The 18,798-nt window shown below is 72.4% G+C and carries 16 protein-coding genes and 1 pseudogene; 2 read left to right on the top strand and 15 right to left on the bottom strand.

What is annotated here, in order from left to right; genetic code table 11:
- Window positions 1-6: 6 nt before the first annotated feature.
- The 12 genes and pseudogenes from HJG43_01335 to HJG43_01280 form a co-directional block, all read right to left on the bottom strand.
- Window positions 7-1,605 carry an AMP-binding protein gene (locus HJG43_01335; GenBank protein UER53426.1) on the bottom strand — a complete coding sequence of 533 codons (1,599 nt, stop codon included), beginning with the start codon at window positions 1,603-1,605 and terminating at the stop codon, window positions 7-9.
- Complete coding sequence (locus HJG43_01330) at window positions 1,595-3,628, bottom strand: ATP-grasp domain-containing protein (protein ID UER53425.1); 2,034 nt, start codon at window positions 3,626-3,628, stop codon at window positions 1,595-1,597. Before HJG43_01330 ends, HJG43_01335 begins: the two co-directional genes overlap by 11 nt.
- A complete protein-coding gene (locus tag HJG43_01325; GenBank protein UER53424.1) occupies window positions 3,625-5,205 on the bottom strand; it encodes an acyl-CoA carboxylase subunit beta in 1,581 nt (526 codons plus the stop codon). Before HJG43_01325 ends, HJG43_01330 begins: the two co-directional genes overlap by 4 nt.
- The gene (locus HJG43_01320) at window positions 5,202-7,028 is read right to left on the bottom strand and encodes a DUF1446 domain-containing protein (protein ID UER53423.1); all 1,827 of its coding nucleotides are present in this window, start codon (window positions 7,026-7,028) and stop codon (window positions 5,202-5,204) included. Before HJG43_01320 ends, HJG43_01325 begins: the two co-directional genes overlap by 4 nt.
- Entirely contained in the window at window positions 7,025-7,825 is an 801-nt protein-coding gene (locus tag HJG43_01315; protein UER53422.1) for a TIGR03084 family protein, read from the bottom strand. Before HJG43_01315 ends, HJG43_01320 begins: the two co-directional genes overlap by 4 nt.
- Window positions 7,822-8,967: an acyl-CoA dehydrogenase gene (locus HJG43_01310; GenBank protein ID UER53421.1), complete on the bottom strand. Its 1,146-nt coding sequence runs from the start codon at window positions 8,965-8,967 to the stop codon at window positions 7,822-7,824. The genes HJG43_01315 and HJG43_01310 overlap by 4 nt, the downstream gene beginning before the upstream one ends.
- Window positions 8,968-9,397: 430 nt before the next feature.
- Window positions 9,398-9,589 (bottom strand): annotated as a pseudogene (locus tag HJG43_01305) (DUF1156 domain-containing protein).
- Entirely contained in the window at window positions 9,586-10,806 is a 1,221-nt protein-coding gene (locus HJG43_01300; protein UER53420.1) for a Fic family protein, read from the bottom strand. The pseudogene HJG43_01305 and the gene HJG43_01300 overlap by 4 nt, the downstream one beginning before the upstream one ends.
- 77 nt (window positions 10,807-10,883) lie before the next feature.
- Entirely contained in the window at window positions 10,884-11,291 is a 408-nt protein-coding gene (locus HJG43_01295) for a hypothetical protein (protein UER53419.1), read from the bottom strand.
- Window positions 11,292-11,304: 13 nt separating this feature from the next.
- Window positions 11,305-13,647 carry a sodium-translocating pyrophosphatase gene (locus tag HJG43_01290; GenBank protein ID UER53418.1) on the bottom strand — a complete coding sequence of 781 codons (2,343 nt, stop codon included), beginning with the start codon at window positions 13,645-13,647 and terminating at the stop codon, window positions 11,305-11,307.
- Window positions 13,648-13,794: 147 nt separating this feature from the next.
- Window positions 13,795-14,172, bottom strand: a complete 378-nt coding sequence (locus HJG43_01285; GenBank protein ID UER53417.1) for an ATP-binding protein — start codon at window positions 14,170-14,172, stop codon at window positions 13,795-13,797.
- A gap of 11 nt (window positions 14,173-14,183) precedes the next feature.
- Window positions 14,184-14,588 (bottom strand): STAS domain-containing protein, encoded by a 405-nt coding sequence (locus HJG43_01280; GenBank protein ID UER53416.1) that lies wholly within the window; start codon window positions 14,586-14,588, stop codon window positions 14,184-14,186.
- 113 nt (window positions 14,589-14,701) lie between these two features.
- On the opposite strand from HJG43_01280, the gene HJG43_01275 reads away from it, so the two are divergent.
- Both HJG43_01275 and HJG43_01270 read left to right on the top strand, forming a co-directional pair.
- A complete protein-coding gene (locus HJG43_01275) occupies window positions 14,702-17,077 on the top strand; it encodes a DEAD/DEAH box helicase (protein ID UER53415.1) in 2,376 nt (791 codons plus the stop codon).
- Window positions 17,078-17,140: 63 nt separating this feature from the next.
- Complete coding sequence (locus HJG43_01270; protein UER53414.1) at window positions 17,141-17,578, top strand: hypothetical protein; 438 nt, start codon at window positions 17,141-17,143, stop codon at window positions 17,576-17,578.
- 15 nt (window positions 17,579-17,593) lie between these two features.
- On the opposite strand, the gene HJG43_01265 is transcribed toward HJG43_01270, so the two are convergent.
- From HJG43_01265 to HJG43_01255, 3 genes are read right to left on the bottom strand one after another with little or no spacing between them, the layout of a single operon-like run.
- Window positions 17,594-17,980 (bottom strand): hypothetical protein, encoded by a 387-nt coding sequence (locus HJG43_01265; GenBank protein ID UER53413.1) that lies wholly within the window; start codon window positions 17,978-17,980, stop codon window positions 17,594-17,596.
- Window positions 17,977-18,354: a hypothetical protein gene (locus HJG43_01260; GenBank protein ID UER55596.1), complete on the bottom strand. Its 378-nt coding sequence runs from the start codon at window positions 18,352-18,354 to the stop codon at window positions 17,977-17,979. The genes HJG43_01265 and HJG43_01260 overlap by 4 nt, the downstream gene beginning before the upstream one ends.
- A gap of 25 nt (window positions 18,355-18,379) precedes the next feature.
- Complete coding sequence (locus HJG43_01255; protein ID UER53412.1) at window positions 18,380-18,664, bottom strand: DUF4244 domain-containing protein; 285 nt, start codon at window positions 18,662-18,664, stop codon at window positions 18,380-18,382.
- Window positions 18,665-18,798 lie beyond the last annotated feature (134 nt).

Here is an 18,798-nt window from a genome sequence, read left to right as displayed (position 1 = left end):
TCCGGCTCAGCCACGGAACCGCTCCCGTAGCTCGTGCTTCTGGATCTTGCCAGTCGCCGTCTTCGGCAGTCCGGAGAGAACCTCGATCCGCTTCGGGACCTGGAAGCCGGCCAGGTGCTCACGGCACAGTGCGATGAGCCGCTCCTCGAGAGCGGCACGGTCGACGGCGGGGTCGGCAGCGACGACGACCGCCGTGACGGCCTCGCCCCACCGGTCGTCGGGTACCCCGATGACCGCTGCCTCCGTGATCTCCGAAGAGCTCAGCAGTACCCGTTCAACCTCGACCGACGAGACGTTCTCCCCACCGGTCTTCACCATGTCCTTGAGCCGGTCTGTGAACCAGACCACGCCTTCGTCGTCGATGTGGCCCACGTCCCCACTGTGGAACCAGCCATGTGCGAAGGCCGCGGTGTTCGCCGCAGGGTTGTTCCAGTAGCCGCTCATCACATGGGGACCACGGTAGACGATCTCGCCGGTCTCTCCCCGGGGCACCAGCTCGCCGGCCGGGCCCATGATCCGGGCGTCGACGGTGACCACCGCCGGGCCCCATGAGGCACTCTTGGTGTCCTGGTGAGCAGGCCACTGCACCACCGTGGCCGGCACGCACTCGGTTTGCCCGGAGCCAAGTAGCACGTCGGCGTTGGGAAAGGCGGCGGCGATCTGACCGATCCGCTCCTGGGGCATCGGCGCCATGGCGTACATGCACAGCCGCACCGAGGACAGGTCTCGCTCGTCGAGCCTCGGCGTGCCCAGTACCGCAGCCCACATCATCGGCAGCAGCAGCAGGTGCGTCGCCCGCCGGCTCTCGACGAGATCGAGATACGCCTCAGGCTGGAATCCGGCAGGAAGGATCACGGTGCCACCGGTGAGCAGCACCGGCAGCAGCAGCGTGTCCAGAGCGGTGGTGTGGAACAGCGGTAGCACGATCGGGGCCACCGAGGGGTCGTGACCGTGCCGATGTCCCAGCTCCAGGGCGTTGCTCAGCGCCGCCACGTGGACGGCGAGGTGGCTCGTCAGCACGCCCTTAGGACGTGCCGTCGTGCCAGAGGTGTACAGGCACTGCACGGTGTCGCGGTCCTCCACCACCACCTGCAGCGGGGTCGGGTCCGCGGCTACGTCGTCCCAGCGCAGCACGGCACGCCCGGCCACCGAGACGGGCGCATCCCCGGTGACGACCACGGTGGTCACCTGGGACAGGTCGGGCAGTACCCGCTCGAGGAGTGGGACGAACGCCGGGTCGGCGACCACTGCGCGCGCTCCCGAGTCGGCCAGGATCCATGCCACGTCGTCAGCGGACAGCACCAGGTTCACCGGCATGGCGACGAGCCCCGCCTTGGCGCAGGCGAAGAAGGTGGCCACGAATCGCCACGAGTTCCCCAGCAGAAAGGCAACGGGCTCCTGGTGCTGGAGGCCGGTGTCGAGCAGGCCTCGACCGAAGGCCTCGGCGGCGGCGTCGAGGCGTGCGTATGTGACCTCCTCACCGTCCTGCACGATGGCGGTGCGGTCCGGGAACTGGAAGGCCGAGCGGGTGAGCATGTCACCTACCGACAACCGCGTCGCCAGGTTCAGCTCAAGGGGGTCGACCCCCGACAGATCAGGACGCATCGCTGTTCCCTTCCTCGGTCTCGGCGACGACGGCCAGCGTCGCGCCTGCCTCCACCTGCGTCCCCACGTGGACGTGGAGAGCCTGTACCACGCCGTCCGTGGGTGACACCACGGGGTGCTCCATCTTCATGGCCTCGAGGACCAGTACCAGCTGGCCGGCGACGACCCGTTCTCCCTCCGACACCGCCACCCGGCTGACCGTGCCGGGCATCGCAGCGGTCAACGACCCCGGCGCCACCTTCGCCGTGGGCTCCGGGAACCGGGGGCGTTCGACCAGTGTCGTCGAGCCGTCGGGCGCGTCGACGAACGAGCGGTCGCCGTGGACGTGCACCTCGTACGTTCCGCGCAACCCCTCGGCCTCCACCTGCAGCCGGACCCGGGTCGACCCGAGGACCTCGGTCTCGAGCACCGTCAGCGGCACCGGCGTCCCGTCGACGTCGGCCGTGAGCCCCGTCCGGTCCAGGCGGTAACGCACCGTACCGGCGTCGAAGACGGTGGTCTGGGGCGCTGTCGGGTTGTTGCGCCAGCCGGTGGGCAGACCGGCGAGCACCGGGGCGGTGGCCCGCCGCAGCGCGGCGCCCGCAAGCGCCGCCACGACGGCATGCCGACGGAGCCGCCCCTCATCGACCAGCGGCGCGGCGAGGACGTCCAGGCCGAGCCGGTCCAGGAACGCGGTGTCGGTCTCGCCGGCGAGGAAGGCCTCACTCCGCAACACGCGCACCAGGAGATCTCGGTTGGTGACCAGGCCGTGCAGCCGGGCGCGCTGCAGCGCTCCGGCCAGGGCCAGCGCGGCGGAGGTCCGGTCCGGAGCCCAGGAGATGACCTTCGCGAGCATCGGGTCGTAGTGCACGCCGACCTCGACGCCGGGAACAACGCCGCTGTCCAGTCGGACACCGGGCCCGTCCGGCAGCCGGAACTGGGAGTCGGCGGGCACGTGGAAGTCCACGAGTCGCCCGGACTGGGGCAGCCAGTTGCGAGCCGGGTCCTCGGCGTAGAGACGAACCTCGATCGCCGCTCCGTTCAGGACCGGCCGCAGAGCGGGGTCGGGCAGCGACCGGCCGGCAGCGACGTCGAACTGCAACCGGACGAGGTCCAGCCCGGTGACCGCCTCGGTAACGGGGTGCTCCACCTGAAGTCGCGTGTTGACCTCGAGGAAGTAGAACTCGCCTCCTTCGTCGAGGAGGAACTCGACCGTACCTGCGCCGACGTAGTCGATGGACCGAGCGGCAGCGATCGCGGCGGCCTGCAAGCGCTCCCGCAGCTCCGGGCCCACCGCCGGAGACGGTGCCTCCTCGACCACCTTCTGGTGGCGCCGTTGAATCGAGCACTCCCGCTCGAACAGCGCCACCGTCCGTCCGTGGCTGTCCGCGAGAACCTGGACCTCGACGTGACGGGGTCGCTCGAGCAGCCGCTCGAGGAACACCGTTCCGTCCCCGAAGGCCGACGCCGCCTCCCGGCGTGCACTCTCGACCGCCTCGGTGAGCTCGCCCGGGGCCCTGACTTCCCGCATCCCACGGCCGCCCCCACCGAAGGAGGCCTTCACCAGCAAGGGGTACCCGACGTCGACGGCTGCCTTCTCCAGCTCTGGTCCGGACAGACCGCTGGCGTCGACACTCGGCAGGGTCGGCACCCCGGCCTCACGCATGCGGGCCTTGGCGGCCAGCTTGCTGCCCATGGCCTCGATGGCTTCAGCGCTCGGACCCACGAAGACCAGTCCAGCCGCCTGCACCGCCCGGGCGAAGTCCGCGTTCTCGGACAGAAAGCCGTAGCCCGGGTGCACACAGTCGGCGCCGGCCTGCAGTGCAGCCGCCACGATCGAGTCGGCACGCAGGTAGGTCTCTGCCGGGGTGCTGCCGGGCAGTCGGACCGCGACGTCGGCGTCGGCGACGAACGGCGCGTCGGCGTCCGCGTCGGAGTACACAGCGACGGTACGCAGTCCCATGGCACGAGCGGTGGAGAACACCCGCCGAGCAATCTCGCCGCGGTTGGCCACCAGGACGCTGCGCAGGGTCACAGGGCTCATAGCCGGAACACCCCCCATCCGTCGTGAAGTCCCCGGACGGGGGCGTTGTGGATCGCTGAGAGCGCCAGTCCCAGCACCGTTCGCGTGTCGCGGGGGTCGATGATCCCGTCGTCGTAGAGACGTCCGGACAGGAACAGGGCGAGCGACTCGCGCTCGATCTGCTGCTCCACGGCCGCCCGCATCGCCGCAGCCGCTTCCTCGTCGTAGTCACGGCCCCGGGCCTGCGCGCTGGCCCGACCCACGATGTCGAGGACGCCGGCGAGCTGCGCCGGTCCCATGACCGCGCTCTTGGCGTTCGGCCAGGTGAACAGGAACCGGGGATCGTAGGCCCGCCCGCACATACCGTAGTTGCCGGCGCCGTAGGACGCCCCGATGTTCAGCGTGATGTGCGGCACGGCGCTGTTAGACACCGCGTTGATCATCTGGGAACCGGCCTTGATGATCCCGTCCTGCTCGTACTCGGTGCCGACCATGTAGCCGGTCGTGTTCTGCAGGAACAGCAGCGGGGTGTCGACCTGGTTGGCCAGCTGGATGAACTGTGCGGCCTTCTCGGCGTCCTGCCGGAACAGCACGCCACGGGCGTTGGCCAGAACGCCGATCGGATACCCGTGAATGCTCGCCCAGCCGGTCACGAGTGACGTTCCGTAGAGCGGCTTGTGCTCGTCGAACCGACTGCCGTCGACGATGCGGGCGAGCACGTCCCGCGGGTCGAGAGGCTGGCGCAGGTCAGCGGGTGCCAGGTCCAAGAGCTCCTCGGGGTCGTGGAGCGGAGGGTCAGCCGGTCGGGACGGTCCAGGACCCGCCTTGCGCCAGTTCAGGTTCCGCACGATCTGGCGGCCCAGCCGGATCGCGTCGACCTCGTCGACCGCCAGGTGGTCAGCACTACCCGAGACACGGGCGTGCATCGCCGCCCCGCCGAGGGACTCGTCGTCGGCGTCCTCGCCGGTGGCCATCTTCACCAGCGGGGGACCGGCGAGGAACACCTTGCTGCGACCCTCGATCATGACCACGTGGTCGCTCATCCCCGGGAGGTAGGCGCCTCCGGCGGTGCTGTTGCCGAAGACAAGGGCCACCGTGGGGATGCCCTGGGCGGACAGCCTGGTGAGGTTTCGGAACGCGCGACCTCCCGGGATGAAGATCTCCGCCTGGGTGGGCAGGTCCGCGCCCCCGGACTCGACAAGGCTGATGAACGGCAGCCGGTTCGTCTGGGCGATCTCGTGGGCCCGTTGGGTCTTGCGGAACGTGTAGGGGTTTGTCGTTCCCCCGCGCACGGTCGGGTCGTTCGCCGAGATCATGACCTCGACGCCTTCCACCACGCCGATACCCGTGACCACGCTCGCCCCCACGGGGAAGTCGGTGCCCCAGGCGGCGTACGGGGACAGCTCCAGGAACGGGCTGTCGCGGTCGAGCAGGAGCTCGATGCGTTCACGGACGGTGAGCTTGCCGCGACTGCGGTGGCGGGCCAGCGCACTCTCACCACCGCCCAGATTGGCCTGGGCGCGCTGCTCTTCGAGCTCCGCGAGACGCTCGAGCAGCGCGGCACGGTTCTCCGCAGCGCGCTCGGCGAGTACGGTCACGTTCTTCCTTCCGGGAGCAGGGACGACGGGACGTCGACCAGGCGTGACCGCAGCCACTCACCGACGGCCTTGGCCTGGGGGTCGAATCGCGTGCTGGCGGCGACGCCCTCGCCGAGGAGGCCGTGGATCTGGAACAGCACCGCCTTCAGGCCGGGCAGCAGCTCTCGGGTCAGCGGCAGGGCGGCCGCCTCCGGCAGCAGCTGCTGGAGCCGCTCCTCGGTGAGGAAGTCCGAAAGCCATAGGTAGGCCTCCGCACTCCGGGCGTACACACCGAGGGTCGCCGAGCCGCCCTTGTCGCCGCTGCGAGCGCCGGCCACCAGGCCCAGGGGGACGCGCCGGGTGGGTCCTTCCGACCTCATCCCGCTGACGTCCACGTCAGCGTCCACGTCCGTGTCCACCGCGTCTGCAGGGACGTCGACCGGCGCGTCGCCCGGTTGTGGCCACGTGGAGGACACGGTCTCGGTGCGGCCGTCGGGCAGGCCCACCAGCTGGTCGACGTCCTCGGCCGGCACCCAGGCCGGGGCGTACACGCCGTAGGCGGACGGGCTGGGCGGGGCGCTGGTGGCGAAGAAGCCGGGGATGCTGGCCAGGCTCAGCTCGATCACGGGCACGGTGAACGCCTTGCCGACCTTCTCCCGGTCCGGGTCCTTGACAACCACATGCAGCAGGGCGCTGGCCTCCTCCTCCGTACCGGCGTCCGGGGAGTCCGTACGAGCCAGGGTGACGACGGCCTCGGCCACTCCCTCCAACGTCGGGGCCAGCTGTCGGCGCAGCAGCTCCGCCTTGCGCTCGACGTCCAGCCCGGCCAGCGGCAGGGTCATGGCGTTGCGGAAGCCGCCCAGACGGTTGGTCGCCACCTTCAGCCAACCCTCGGGCGGCAGGCCGCGAGCCCCCGTGATCTCGACACGGTCAGGCCCCACCTGCCGCAGCTGCAACCGGTCGAACCGCGTGATGACGTCCGGCCCACCGTAGCGACTGCCGGTGAGCTCGTAGAGCAGCTGCTCGGTGACCGTGTCGACGGTGACCGCTCCCCCGGTACCAGGGTGCTTGGTGATGACGGCGGTCCCGTCAGCAGCGATCTCGGCGAGCGGGAAACCGACGCGGTCGAGGGCGCCGGGGTTCGTGTCGAGCAGCTCGGTGAAGAAGCTGAAGTTGCCGCCGGTGGCCTGTGTGCCGCACTCGAGGACATGCCCGGCAACGGTGGCACCGGCCAGCGCGTCGAGGTCGTCGGAGCCCCAGCCGTGGTGCCACGCGGCCGGACCGACGACCAGACTGGCGTCGGTGATCCGCCCGGTGACGACGACGTCCGCCCCCGCCTCCAGGGCACGCACCACTCCCCAGCAGCCGAGGTAGGCGTTGGCAGTCAGGGTGTCGGCGAACTCCCCGGTCCCAGGAGTCCCGTCGTCGTCCGCTGGTGGCCGGTCACCGGTCCGCAGACGGCCGGCGGAGCTGAGCTGGGAGAGCCGCGGCAGCAGATCGTCACCGCTGACCGTGGCCACCCGGACCGGGACCCCGAGCCGTTCACCGAGGGCACGCACCGCGTCGGCCAGGCTCTGCGGGTTCAGCCCCCCGGCGTTGCTGACGACCCGCACCCCGCGGCTCAGAGCGTCACCGAGGCACTCCTCCAGCTGGGTGAGGAAGGACCGGGCGTACCCCGCGGCCGGGTCGGTGGCGCGCTGCCGCCCGAGGATGAACATGGTGAGCTCGGCGAGGTAGTCCCCGGTCAGGACGTCGACGTCCCCACCGTCGAGCATCTCGCGCATCGCCGACAGGCGGTCACCGTAGAACCCGGAGACGTTGGCCACGCGCAGCGGAGCGGTCATGACAGCGGCTCCCGCCCGGCTCCAGGGGGACCGGCGAAGGCCTGCGCGATGGCAGCCCACTCCTGGGCCGCTGCGCCGCGCACGGTCAGCGCCAGGTCGTCCCGGTGCCGGCGCTGGGTGACCAGCAGGCAGAAGTCCAGCGCCGGGCCACTGATGACGTCCGCCGCGTCGGGCGGGCCCCAGGTCCAGGTCTGGCCCTCCGGCCCGGCCAGCTCCAGGCGCACCGGCGCCTCCGGCATGACGGCGCCGCGGACGGCGTAGGAGAAGGCGCGGGTTCGGTAGCCGAGATCGGCCACCGCACGCAGCCGAGATGTTGCAGGGCGCTGCTGCCCGAGAGCGTCGACGACGTCCTGCCCGTGAGCCCAGACCTCCATCAGCCGCGCAGTGACGAACGAGGCCGGGCTCATGGGGGGGCCGAACCAGGGCACGCGGGCCCCGGGGTCCATGCCGCGCAGTGCCGCCGCCAGCGCGACCCGTCCGGTGCGCCAGCGGTCCAGGACCTGGGCGGGGTCGAAGGAGCGGCCCTCGAGCGCGCGCTGCTCGACGTAGTCGTTGCCGGCCACGGTCACGCGCTGCACCAGTGCGCTGAAGGCGTCCGGGTCGGTCACGGCCAGCAGGGCGTCGGCGTCGAAGAAGGCCAGGTGGTTGATGGTGTCGCGGATGTCCCAGCCGGTCGCCGGGGTCGGAGTGCCCCATGCGCCGGTGTCCAACGGGGAGACCCTGGCGTCCAGGTCGGCGCACTCGGCCTCGAAGTCCCCGACGAGCTGCTCCAGCAGCGGGCTACCTCCGGCCGTCATGCCGTGAACCCGTCCATCCGGGCCAGCACCTGCAGCATGACCTCGTCGGCGCCGCCGCCGATGGAGGCCAGCCGGGAGTCGCGGAAGAACCGAGAGGTCCAGGTCTCCTCCATGTACCCCATGCCGCCATGGAACTGCAGACAGGTGTCGGCCACCTCGCGCAGCAGCCGGCCGGCGGTGAGCTTGGCCACCGTGGCCGCCCGGGTGATGTCCTCGCCGTCCATGTACGCCTGGGCACAGGCGTAGTTGTGCGACTGCAGCAGCTCCACCTGGGCGGAGAGCTCGGTCAGTCGGAAACCCACGTACTGGTTGGCCAGCAGCGGCCGCCCGAACGTCTCCCGCTGCAGCAGGTAGTCGCGGGTGCGCTCGAGCGCCCAGCGGCAGCTGCCGACAGCCCCGTAGGCCGCGAACATGCGCTCCACGACGAACTGCGCCATCTGCTGCTGGAAGCCGCGGCCGATCTCACCGATCGTGTTGCTCACGGGCACCCGGACGTCGTCGAAGAACAGCTCCGCGGTGTCCGACGAGCGGTTACCGAGCTTGTCGAGCTTGCGGGAGACCGAGAATCCAGGCGTGCTGGTCTCCACGATGATCTGCGACATGCCGCGATAGCCGCCCTCGTCGGAGGTGCGCGCCAGGAGGCACAACCAGTCGGCCTGGGTGCCGTTGGTGATGTAGAGCTTGCTGCCGTTGATCACCCACTCGTCACCGTCGCGCACGGCTCGGGTGCGCAGACCGGCCACGTCCGAGCCGGCGCCGGCTTCGGTGACGGCGATGGAGCAGACCGCCGTGCCGCGGACAGCCGGTTCCAGGTAACGCCGCTTGAGCTCGTCGCTGCCGAACTCGTGCAGCGACGGCGTGGCCATCATCGTCTGCACGCCGATCGCCATCGGGACCCCCGAGCACCCGGACCGGTGCAGCTCCTCAGCGAGGATCACGGAGTAGAGGTGCTCAGCGCCCTGTCCCCCGTACTCGGGGTCGTACTCGAGCCCCAGCAGCCCCAGCTCGCCGAGCTTCGGGAACAGCTCGTGCGCCGGGAAGGTCCCAGCCCGTTCCCACTCGTCCACGTGGGGAGCGATCTCCTTCTCGACCACGTCGCGGACCAGCTGTCGGAAGGCGCGGTGCTCGTCGGTGAAGCGCACGAGGGCTCCTGGAGGTCACGGGACGCTAGGCCACACGGAATTGACGGTTGCGTCAGGTTAGCCCTTCGCGCACGCGGCACGCAATACCTCAGGGCACACTTCGACCGTGCTCAAGCTTCGAGAGCGGCGCAGCGAGAGGCGTTCGACCTGCCCGGTCCGTTCCGTGTTCCGGCGGGCACCTCGTCGTCCGGGGCGCCAGAGCGAGCCCGGCGAGCGCCGCCGTCCCGACCCACTGCCCCAGCTAGAAGGCGCAGCTGACGAGCTCACCGACGGCGTGCCGGACGGGGCCCGGACGCGGTGCCTCCGCCCGTCGTCATGCCCTGTCCTGCCCGACCAGGACACGAGCGACACCACGAGCGCGCGCCGCAGGCACGAGGTCACACGCTGCTGGTGATCGGAAATGACCGGCGGTAGCCCTCCTAGGCCGTGGCTCCGGCCGGGCGGAGGGGTCGTCGACCAGCCGCGCGAACAGCAGCCCGGCACGCCGCGAGCGGTCGGCGGGCCCACCGCAGGTGCAGCGTCCAGGGTGGCCGTGCCGGATCGACTTCTCCCGGGCCGACTCGCGGTTGATGGCGTCGAGCGGCAGCGCCACCTCGATGAGCTTCCGACGGTATGCGGTCACACCGGCTCCCACTGCGTGCCCTCAGGATGGTCGACCAGGTTCACGTCCGCGCCCTCGGGGACGTCCGGCCTGCCCTCGATGGCCGCGATGACGTCGTCCGCGAGGAAGACTCGGGGCCGCGCCGGCCGGGACAGCTCCCGCAGGATGCCGGCCGCAACGAGCTTCTCGACGTTGAGCGTCGCCGCACGGTGCGTTATCTCGGTGATGGCCATCGCGCGGTTGATCGTCATCACCGGGCTCTCGAACAGTGCGTCGACCAGCTTGAGCGCCAGGCCGGAGGACCGCGCGGTGGACAGCCGCGCGCGGTAGTCGTCGCGTAGCTGCTGCATTCGCTGGGCCCGCTGCACCACGCTGGCCGACTGGGTCTCGACGGCGGCGAGGAAGAACCGCACCCAGCCCGCCCAGTCCCCGCGGGCCGACACTCCCAGCAACCCGGCGTAGTAAGCAGGCCGTCTCGGTTCGATGTACGCCGACAGGTCCAGCAACGGCAACGGCAGCAGTCCCCACTCGATGAGGAGCAGGCCGATCAGCAGCCGGCCGACTCTGCCGTTGCCGTCGACGAACGGGTGGATGGCCTCGAACTGGTAGTGAATGCAGGCGATCTCCACCAGCGGAGGCAGGTCGTGCTCGCGGTGCAGGTACGTCTCGAAGGCGTCCAGGGTCTCCCGCAGCCGTTCCGGCGGCGGCGGGACGTAGGTCGCGTCGACCATCGCCGACCCGGGGGAGCCGATCCAGTTCTGCGAGGTCCGGAACTGGCCGGGAGCCGCGTGGTGGCCACGCACACCCGTCATCAGGATCCGGTGCGCCTCCCGCAGCAGCGGCAGGCTCAGCGGCAGCCGGCGATCGGGGTCGAGGACGTACTCCATGGCGGCGACGTAGTTGGCCACCTCCCGAACGTCGTCGGTGCCAGGCCCGGCGGGCTCCCCCCTCGCCTCGTAGATCAGCAGGTCGGACAGCGACGCCTGCGTCCCCTCGATCCGGCTCGACAGCACCGACTCGCGCCGCATCAGCGAACGCGAGAGCAGGTACGGGTTGGGCAGCGTCTGGCAGACACCGGACAGCAGGCCGACTGCCCGGTCCGCCTTGGAGTTGAGTCGGAGGAGGTCGGGGGTCATGGTCAGGTCCGGAGGCAGCGGCGGAGGCACGAACGCCTGGTAGCCGCCCTCCGCCCGGACGACGTGGCGTCGGCGCGAAGCGTCGAAGAGGTCGGTACGCACTGATACCTACCTCTCCCTCACCTCAGCGAGTGATAACGAACAGCCAGTTGTGTATCACATGTCAGGTCGATTCATACCTACCTCGTGGCCGAGCGGCGGCTCGCCACGCTGCCAGTCGAACACTGCCCGCGTCTGTGCGGCATCCCGGTCATCAGCAGGAGGTGTCGCTCCTTGATGTACGAGCCAGCCATGATCGTCTTGCCGGCGCCGGGGTCGTCGGCGAGGACCAAGCGGAGCGGCTGGCGCGGCAGGAGGTGCCCGTCTCCGTCGAACGTGAAGCCGCGACGCTGCGCCACGACCGCCAGGGACGCCTCGTCGTCCCGGAACAGCAGCCGTTCACCGAGCCGCCCCTGCGCGTCCCGGTAGGTCAGCGTGACCACCGAGTCGCCGTGCGGCTCCACCGACACCACGGTGACGACCTGGTCGGCCAGCACTCCCCGGACGAGCTGACCGGCCCGCAGACTGTCCAGCCGGAGCACGGTCAAGCCCGTGCCGTGCTCAGAGGCGGGCCTCGCGGGACTCGACGGGCTCGGGCTCCTCACCACCGATGGCCAGGTCGCGCCGCTTCGACACGACCACCGCGGCGACGACGACCGCCGCCGCCAGGCCGGCGATGAGCAGCCGGAGCCCGTCGTTGGCGGAGTCGCCGATGCTCAGCGTGACCACGGCGGGCGCGATGAGCACCGATACGAGGTTCATCACCTTGATCAGCGGGTTGATCGCCGGGCCGGCGGTGTCCTTGAACGGGTCGCCGACGGTGTCGCCGATGACCGCCGCCGCGTGGGCCGCCGAGCCCTTGCCGCCGTAGTGACCGTCCTCGACGATCTTCTTGGCGTTGTCCCAGGCGCCGCCGGAGTTGGCGAGCATGACGGCCATGAGCACCCCGGTGCCGATCGCCCCGGCGAGGTAACCGGCCAGCGCGCCGAACCCGAGACCGAACCCGACGGCCACCGGCGCGAGCACCGCGAGCAGGCCAGGAGTGGCGAGCTCGCGCAGGGAGTCCTTGGTACAGATGTCGACGACGCGCGCGTACTCCGGCTTCTGGGTGCCGTCCATGATCCCGGGCATCTCCCGGAACTGACGGCGCACCTCGAACACGATCGCGCCCGCGGCGCGGGTCACCGCGTTGATCGCCAGGCCGGAGAACAGGAACACGACGGCGGCGCCGAGGATGAGGCCGACGAGCACGTTCGGCGACACGATCTGGTAGCCGTCGATCGCCGTCCGGGCGTCCTCGCCGGCCGAGCGCAGGGCGGTGACCACGGCGTCGTTGTAGGACCCGAACAGGGCGGTCGCGGCGAGCACCGCCGTCGCGATCGCGATGCCCTTCGTGATCGCCTTCGTCGTGTTCCCGACCGCGTCCAGCTCGGTGAGGATCTGGGCGCCCTCGCCGTCGACGTCGCCGGACATCTCGGCGATGCCCTGGGCGTTGTCGCTCACCGGGCCGAAGGTGTCCATCGCGACGATGACACCGACCGTGGTGAGCAGGCCGGTGCCGGCCAGCGCGATGAGGAACAGCGACAGGATCACCGACCCGCCGCCGAGGAGGAAGGCGAGGTAGACGGCACCCGCGATGATCGCGGCGGTGTAGACGGCCGACTCCAGGCCGACGCCGAAACCGGAGAGCACGACGGTGGCCGGACCGGTCAGCGCGGTGCGGGCCACGTCCTTGGTGGGCCGGGAGGTGGTGCCGGTGAAGTAGCCGGTGAGCCACAGGATGATCCCGGCCAGGACGACGCCGATGACGACGGCGCCGGTGGCGACGAGCCGCGGGTCGCCGCTCAGCGCGGCGATCTCGTCGGAGACGTTGCCGAGCTCGGCGAAGGTGGCGGGCAGGTAGACGTACGCGAGCACGGCGGAGGCGACGGCCGCCACCGCGGCCGAGATGTAGAAGCCCCGGTTGATCGCCGTCAGGCCACTCTCACCGACCCGGGGCCGGGTGATGAACACTCCGAGGATCGCGGTGAGGGCACCGATCGCGGGCACGAGCAGCGGGAAGACGAGGCCCTCGTCGCCGAAGGCGGCCTTGCCGAGGATGAGGGCGGCGACGAGCGTGACCGCGTAGGACTCGAAGAGGTCCGCAGCCATGCCGGCACAGTCGCCGACGTTGTCCCCGACGTTGTCGGCGATCGTCGCCGCGTTGCGCGGGTCGTCCTCGGGGATGCCCTGCTCGACCTTGCCGACCAGGTCGGCCCCGACGTCCGCGGCCTTCGTGAAGATCCCGCCGCCGACCCGCATGAACATCGCGAGCAGCGCGGCTCCGAAGCCGAAGCCCTCCAGGACGGCGGGCGCGTCGCCCTTGTAGATCAGGACGACGACGGCCGCGCCGAGCAGGCCGAGGCCCACCGTGGCCATCCCGACGGTGCCACCGGTGCGGAAGGCGATCCGCATCCCCGCGTCCCGGCCGCCCGGCTCGCGGGCGGCGGCCGCCACCCGGACGTTGGCCCGCACGGCCAGGGACATCCCCAGGTAGCCGATCGCGGCGGAGAACACGGCGCCGAGGACGAAGAAGATGGAGCGGCCGAGCCGGATGTCCCCGTCACCGGGCAGCAGGAAGAGCAGCCCGAACACCAGGACGACGAACACGGCGAGGGTGCGGAACTGGCGGTTGAGGTAGGCGCTGGCTCCCTCCTGGACGGCGCGGGCGATCTCCTGCATCCGGGCCGTCCCCTCACCGGCCGCGAGCACCTGGCGACGGAAGACGACCCCCATCACCAGGGCCACGGCGGCGACGACGGCGACGAGTACGACAAGTGTGTAGTTGCCGCCGGTCAGGGCGACGTCGGGGGTGCCCACGGACGCGGGCACCCCCCTGGTGGTCAGGGGTGAGAGCCCGAGCATCCGTCCTCCTCGACGTCACACACGGCCGCCCACGCGCTCCAGTGCGCGCCAGGCCGGGAACGCGGCGGAGTCTACGCACCCCCTGTGACCCACGGAACACCACGGGCGTGCGGGACGCGTCACACCCGTCGCAGCGGGTCGCAGCGGTCAGACGGTGCCGGCGGGCCAGTCCAGGCGCAGCCGGCCACCGGGGCCCCCGGGGCCGTCCTCGACGGCGACGGCGGGGGCGAGCCCGGCGAGCAGCGTGAGCGCGAGGTCGTCGGCAGCGGCGTCCGCGCCGGCGTCGTCGGTGACCTCGACGACGAGTCGGCCGCCGTCGTCGTGCAGGTCTACGGTCACGACGCCGACCCGGTCCAGGGCGGCGCTGCGGCGCACGGCACGGGCGCACGCCTCGCCGACGGCCAGCCGGATCTCCTCGAGCTGCTCCACGTCGACGGTGAGGCGACGCGCGACGGCGGTGGCGACGAGGCGAGCGGTGCGGACGTGCTCGGGCAGCGCGGTGAAGGCGAGGTGGACTCGGGGCACGGGCGTCCCGGTCAGGCGCCGGACGAGCCGGACGAGCCGGACGAGCCGGACTCGGCGCCGGCCGAGCCGGACTGTCCGCCGGACGCCGCCACCGCGGCGTCCACGCTGTCGTGGATCGGGAACACCTTGGTCAGCCCGGTGATCCGGAAGACCTTGAGGATCTTCTCCTGGGTGCACACCAGGTGCAGGGACCCGTCGTGGGAGCGCACCCGCTTGAGTCCGCCGACGAGGACGCCGAGCCCGGTGGAGTCGAGGAAGTCGACCTTCTCCATGTCGACGACGAGGTGGTGGTGCCCCTCGCCGACGAGGTCGTTCAAGCGCTCCCGCAGGACCGGCGCGGTGTAGACGTCGATCTCCCCGCTGACCTCGACGACGGTCCGGCCCCCCTGCTCCCGGCTGGTGACGGACAGGTCCACTGGTGTCTCCCTCATCGGCACGCTGGGTCGGCCGCATTCAACCACCGGGACCTCTCGGTGGCACCTCCGGACGACCCGCCGCGCGTGGTGGCGGCGCGGCCACGGACACTGCGGTGGTGACCAGCTCGCTGCCCGCTGCGGGGTCGCCGCCGACGGCGGACGTCGTCGAGCGGCTGCTCGCCGCGCCGGGACGGCGGGACCGGGTGCTGCACGAGCACGTGGTGCCGGGCCGGGACGGCGTGCACTCCGCCTGGCCGGCGTGGACGGACCCGGCCCTTATCGCCGGCCTCGGCCGGCAGGGGGTGCACCGCCCGTGGCGCCACCAGGTGGACGGCGCGGAGCTGGCCCACGCGGGGCACGACGTCGTCGTGGCGACCGGCACGGCGTCGGGGAAGTCCCTCGTCTACCTGCTGCCGGCGCTGACCGCGGTCGCCGAGGGGTCCCGCGCCCCCAGCGGCCGCGCCGCCACGGCGCTCTACCTCGCCCCGACCAAGGCGCTGGCCGCCGACCAGCTGGCAGCCGTCGACACCCTGGCCGTACCGGGCGTGCGGGCCGCGACCTACGACGGCGACACCCCGCCGGCGCAGCGGCGCTGGATCCGGGACCACGCCGGCTACGTGCTGAGCAACCCCGACCTGCTGCACCACTCGATGCTGCCCGGCCACGCCCGCTGGGCCTCGTTCCTGCGGGCGCTGCGGTACGTCGTCGTCGACGAGTGCCACCAGTACCGGGGACTGTTCGGCTCCCACGTCGCAGCCGTGCTGCGCCGACTGCGACGGGTGGCCGCCCGCTACGGCGCCGACCCGGTGTTCGTGCTCGCCTCCGCGACGACCGCCGACCCGGGGCGCACCGCCGAACGGCTCGTCGGGCGGCCGGTCCGGGCGGTCACCGAGGACACCTCACGCCGCGGCGCGACCCGCTTCCTGCTCTGGGAGCCGCCGCTGCAGCCCGGGGGCGGGGAGGACGGGGCCCCGACCCGGCGCAGCGCGACGGCCGAGACCGCCGACCTGCTCACGGACCTCGTCGTCGGCGGCGTCCGGACCCTCGCCTTCGTCCGGTCCCGCAAGGGCGCCGAGTCCGTCGCGATGACCGCCCGGCGGCAGCTGGCCGAGGTGGACCCGGCGCTGCCCGCGCGGGTCGCCGCCTACCGGGCCGGGTACCTGCCGGAGGAGCGGCGCGCCCTGGAGCGCGCGGTGCGCTCCGGTGAGCTGCTCGGGGTGGCCAGTACGAACGCTCTCGAGCTCGGCGTGGACCTGTCCGGGCTGGACGCCGTCCTGCTCGCGGGCTGGCCGGGCACCCTGGCGTCGGTGTGGCAGCAGGCCGGCCGCGCCGGACGGGCGGGCCAGGACGCGCTCGCCGTCCTCGTGGCCCGCGACGACCCGCTCGACACCTACGTGGTGCACCACCCGGACGCCGTGTTCGCCCGCCCGGTAGAGGCGACCGTGCTCGACCCGGCCAACCCCCACGTGCTCGCCCCGCACCTGTGCGCGGCCGCGGCCGAGCTGCCGCTCACCGACGCGGACCTCGACCTGTTCGGGCCGACGGCGGAGGCCGTCATCGACGTCCTGGTCGCCCGGGGTCTGCTGCGACGACGGCCCACCGGCTGGTACTGGACGCGCCCGGACCGGGCGTCCGACCTGGCCGACCTCCGCGGCGTCGGCGGCGAGCCGGTGCGGGTGGTGGAGGCCGGCACGGGACGGGTGCTGGGCAGCGTGGACGCCGCCGCGGCCCACCACACCGTGCACGCCGGCGCGGTGTACCTGCACCAGGGCCAGACGTTCGTCGTCGAGACGCTCGACCTGGCGGACGCCGTCGCGCTGGTCCACGCCGACGACCCCGACTGGACCACCCAGGCCCGGGAGACGACCGAGGTGGCGCTCGTGGCCGAGCAGCGGTCCGTCGCCTGGGGGCCGGTGCGGGTGTCGCTGGGGACCGTGGACGTGACGAGCCGGGTCACCTCGTTCCTGCGCCGTCAGGTCGTCACCGGGGACGTGCTCGGGGAGGAGCCGCTGGACCTGCCGGCGCGGACGCTGCGCACCACCGCGGTGTGGTGGACGCTGCCGCCGGGACTGCTCGAGCGCCACGGGGTGCCGCCGGCGGACGTGCCGGGTGCCGTGCACGCCGCCGAGCACGCCGCGATCGGGATGCTGCCGCTGTTCGCGACGTGCGACCGCTGGGACCTCGGCGGGGTCTCCACCGCGGTCCACCCCGACACGGGGCTGCCGACCGTCGTGGTGCACGACGCGCACCCGGGCGGCGCCGGCTTCGCCGAGCGGGGCTTCGACACCGCGGTGCGCTGGCTGACGGCCACGGCCGACGCGGTGGCTGCGTGCGAGTGCGAGACGGGCTGCCCGTCCTGCGTCCAGTCGCCGAAGTGCGGCAACGGCAACTCCCCCCTCGACAAGGCCGGCGCACTGCGGCTGCTGACCGCGACGCTGGCCGCCGCCCCGGACGTCGTCCGGCGGGCCGATCCGGCCCCGCAGGACTAGCCTCGAACGTGAAGACCGCCGACCCACCTGGGGGGCGGTCGGACCGTCGCCCGAGGAGCCGCCATGATCGTCCTTGCCGCCCTGCTGCTGGTCGCGGTCGCGGCCGTCGTCGTGTTCGTCGTCGTCGCCGGGACCGAGACGGTTCGGATGGAGTGGGAGGCGCTGAGCCTCGCCTGGGAGCCAACCGCGCTGGGGGTGTTCCTGCTCGGAGCACTGGCGATGCTGCTCCTCGGGCTGGCGCTGGTGTCGCTGCGCGCCGGCACCCGGCGCCGGACCGAGCAGCGCAGGGAGCTCAAGCGACTCCAGAAAGTGGAACGGAAGCGCACCGACCCGCAGCCCGAGCATGCCGCAACGGGCAAGGACACCCGACCCGCCCCCGTGGCGGACTCCGGGAGCCAGCGGGACACGTCCCGGCCGGTGGCACCCCGGGACCCCGGCCCGGGCGGCACCTCCCCTGGGGACGACGGCTCGTGGTACGACGAGCCGCGCCGGCAGGGCTGACGCAGGCTCCACTCGTCACCGCGCCGTCGGAGTCGCCTCACCCGGGCCGGCGCGAGCGGAGGCGCGTGCCGCGCCGGTGAGGCCCGCGAACGGCCCCGCCGACCCGGGACGCACGGCGACCTCGACGACCACCTCCTCGCCCTGCACCCAGCAGCCGGTGAGCCGGGCGCCGTTGACGGCGGTGACCCGGCCGGCGCGGACGCACGGGGAGCCGGGGACCCTCCCGGTCGCCACGTCCGCGCCCGCCAGGGCGGCCAGGTCCGCCGCCGCCTCGGCCCGGTGCCGCAGCACCACCGCCGCACCGACGGCCGAGACGGCGAGGACCGTCGCGGCGACGACCGCGACGAGCGCCAGGACCAGCACCGTGCCGCTCCCCGCGTCACGGCACGGGTCCCGGCTCACCGGGTGACCGCCGTCTGCTCCGCCGGCACGGACGCCGTCCCGGTCACCTCCAGCGACGGAGCACCGGGTAGCGCCAGCCGCACCCGGCCGGTGACCGTCACCCGGACCAGGTCCCCGTCCGCGCCGACCGCCACCGTGACCGGGCGGCCGGCGGCGCGCTCGCTGAGCGCGGCGACGGTGGTGGCCGGCTCTCCCCGCGCGACGGCGCGGGCACCGACCCGGGCCGCGTCGGTGACCCGGACCTGCTCGAGGGCCACCGTCCCCACGGAGAACAGCCCACCGAGGAGCGTGACGACGCCGAGCAGGGCCACGGCCAGCTCCGCCGTCACGCCACCACGCTGGTTCCCGGGACGCCGTTCGCGCGGTGGATGCACGTCGCCCGGGTACGGGGGCACGTCGTCACAGCGTGAGCGCACGCTGCACGATGCCGAGCAGCAGCTCGCGCACCTCGTCCCCCCGCAGGATGACGACGAGTAGCCCGGCGAAACCGCAAGCGGCCAGCGTCGCGATCGCGTACTCCGCCGTGGCCATCCCGGCGTCCCGGCCGGTCGTGTTTTGGTCGACCCCGGCTGTGGGCAGCTCGTCGTCCCACACCTCGTCGTCCTGGCACACGTCGTCCTCGCACACGTCGTCCTCGCACACGTCGTCCTGGCACACCTCGTCTTGCCACACCGTGCTCTGCATCAGTGCTCCTCTCCGCCGGCCACGCCGGCCACTGGGTGGAAACCGCTGCCGCCGAGCCTGCGCGGGCACCGCCGCCCGGGCCAGGGAGCACGCCGCGGCGGTGGACGACGCCTCACCAGGAGCGCCTGTGGAGG

Source organism: Kineosporiaceae bacterium SCSIO 59966 (genome assembly GCA_020881835.1).
GTDB lineage: Bacteria > Actinomycetota > Actinomycetes > Actinomycetales > SCSIO-59966 > SCSIO-59966.
The sequence above is the reverse complement of the archived record's forward strand: the minus strand, read 5'-3'. Positions and strand labels throughout refer to the sequence as shown.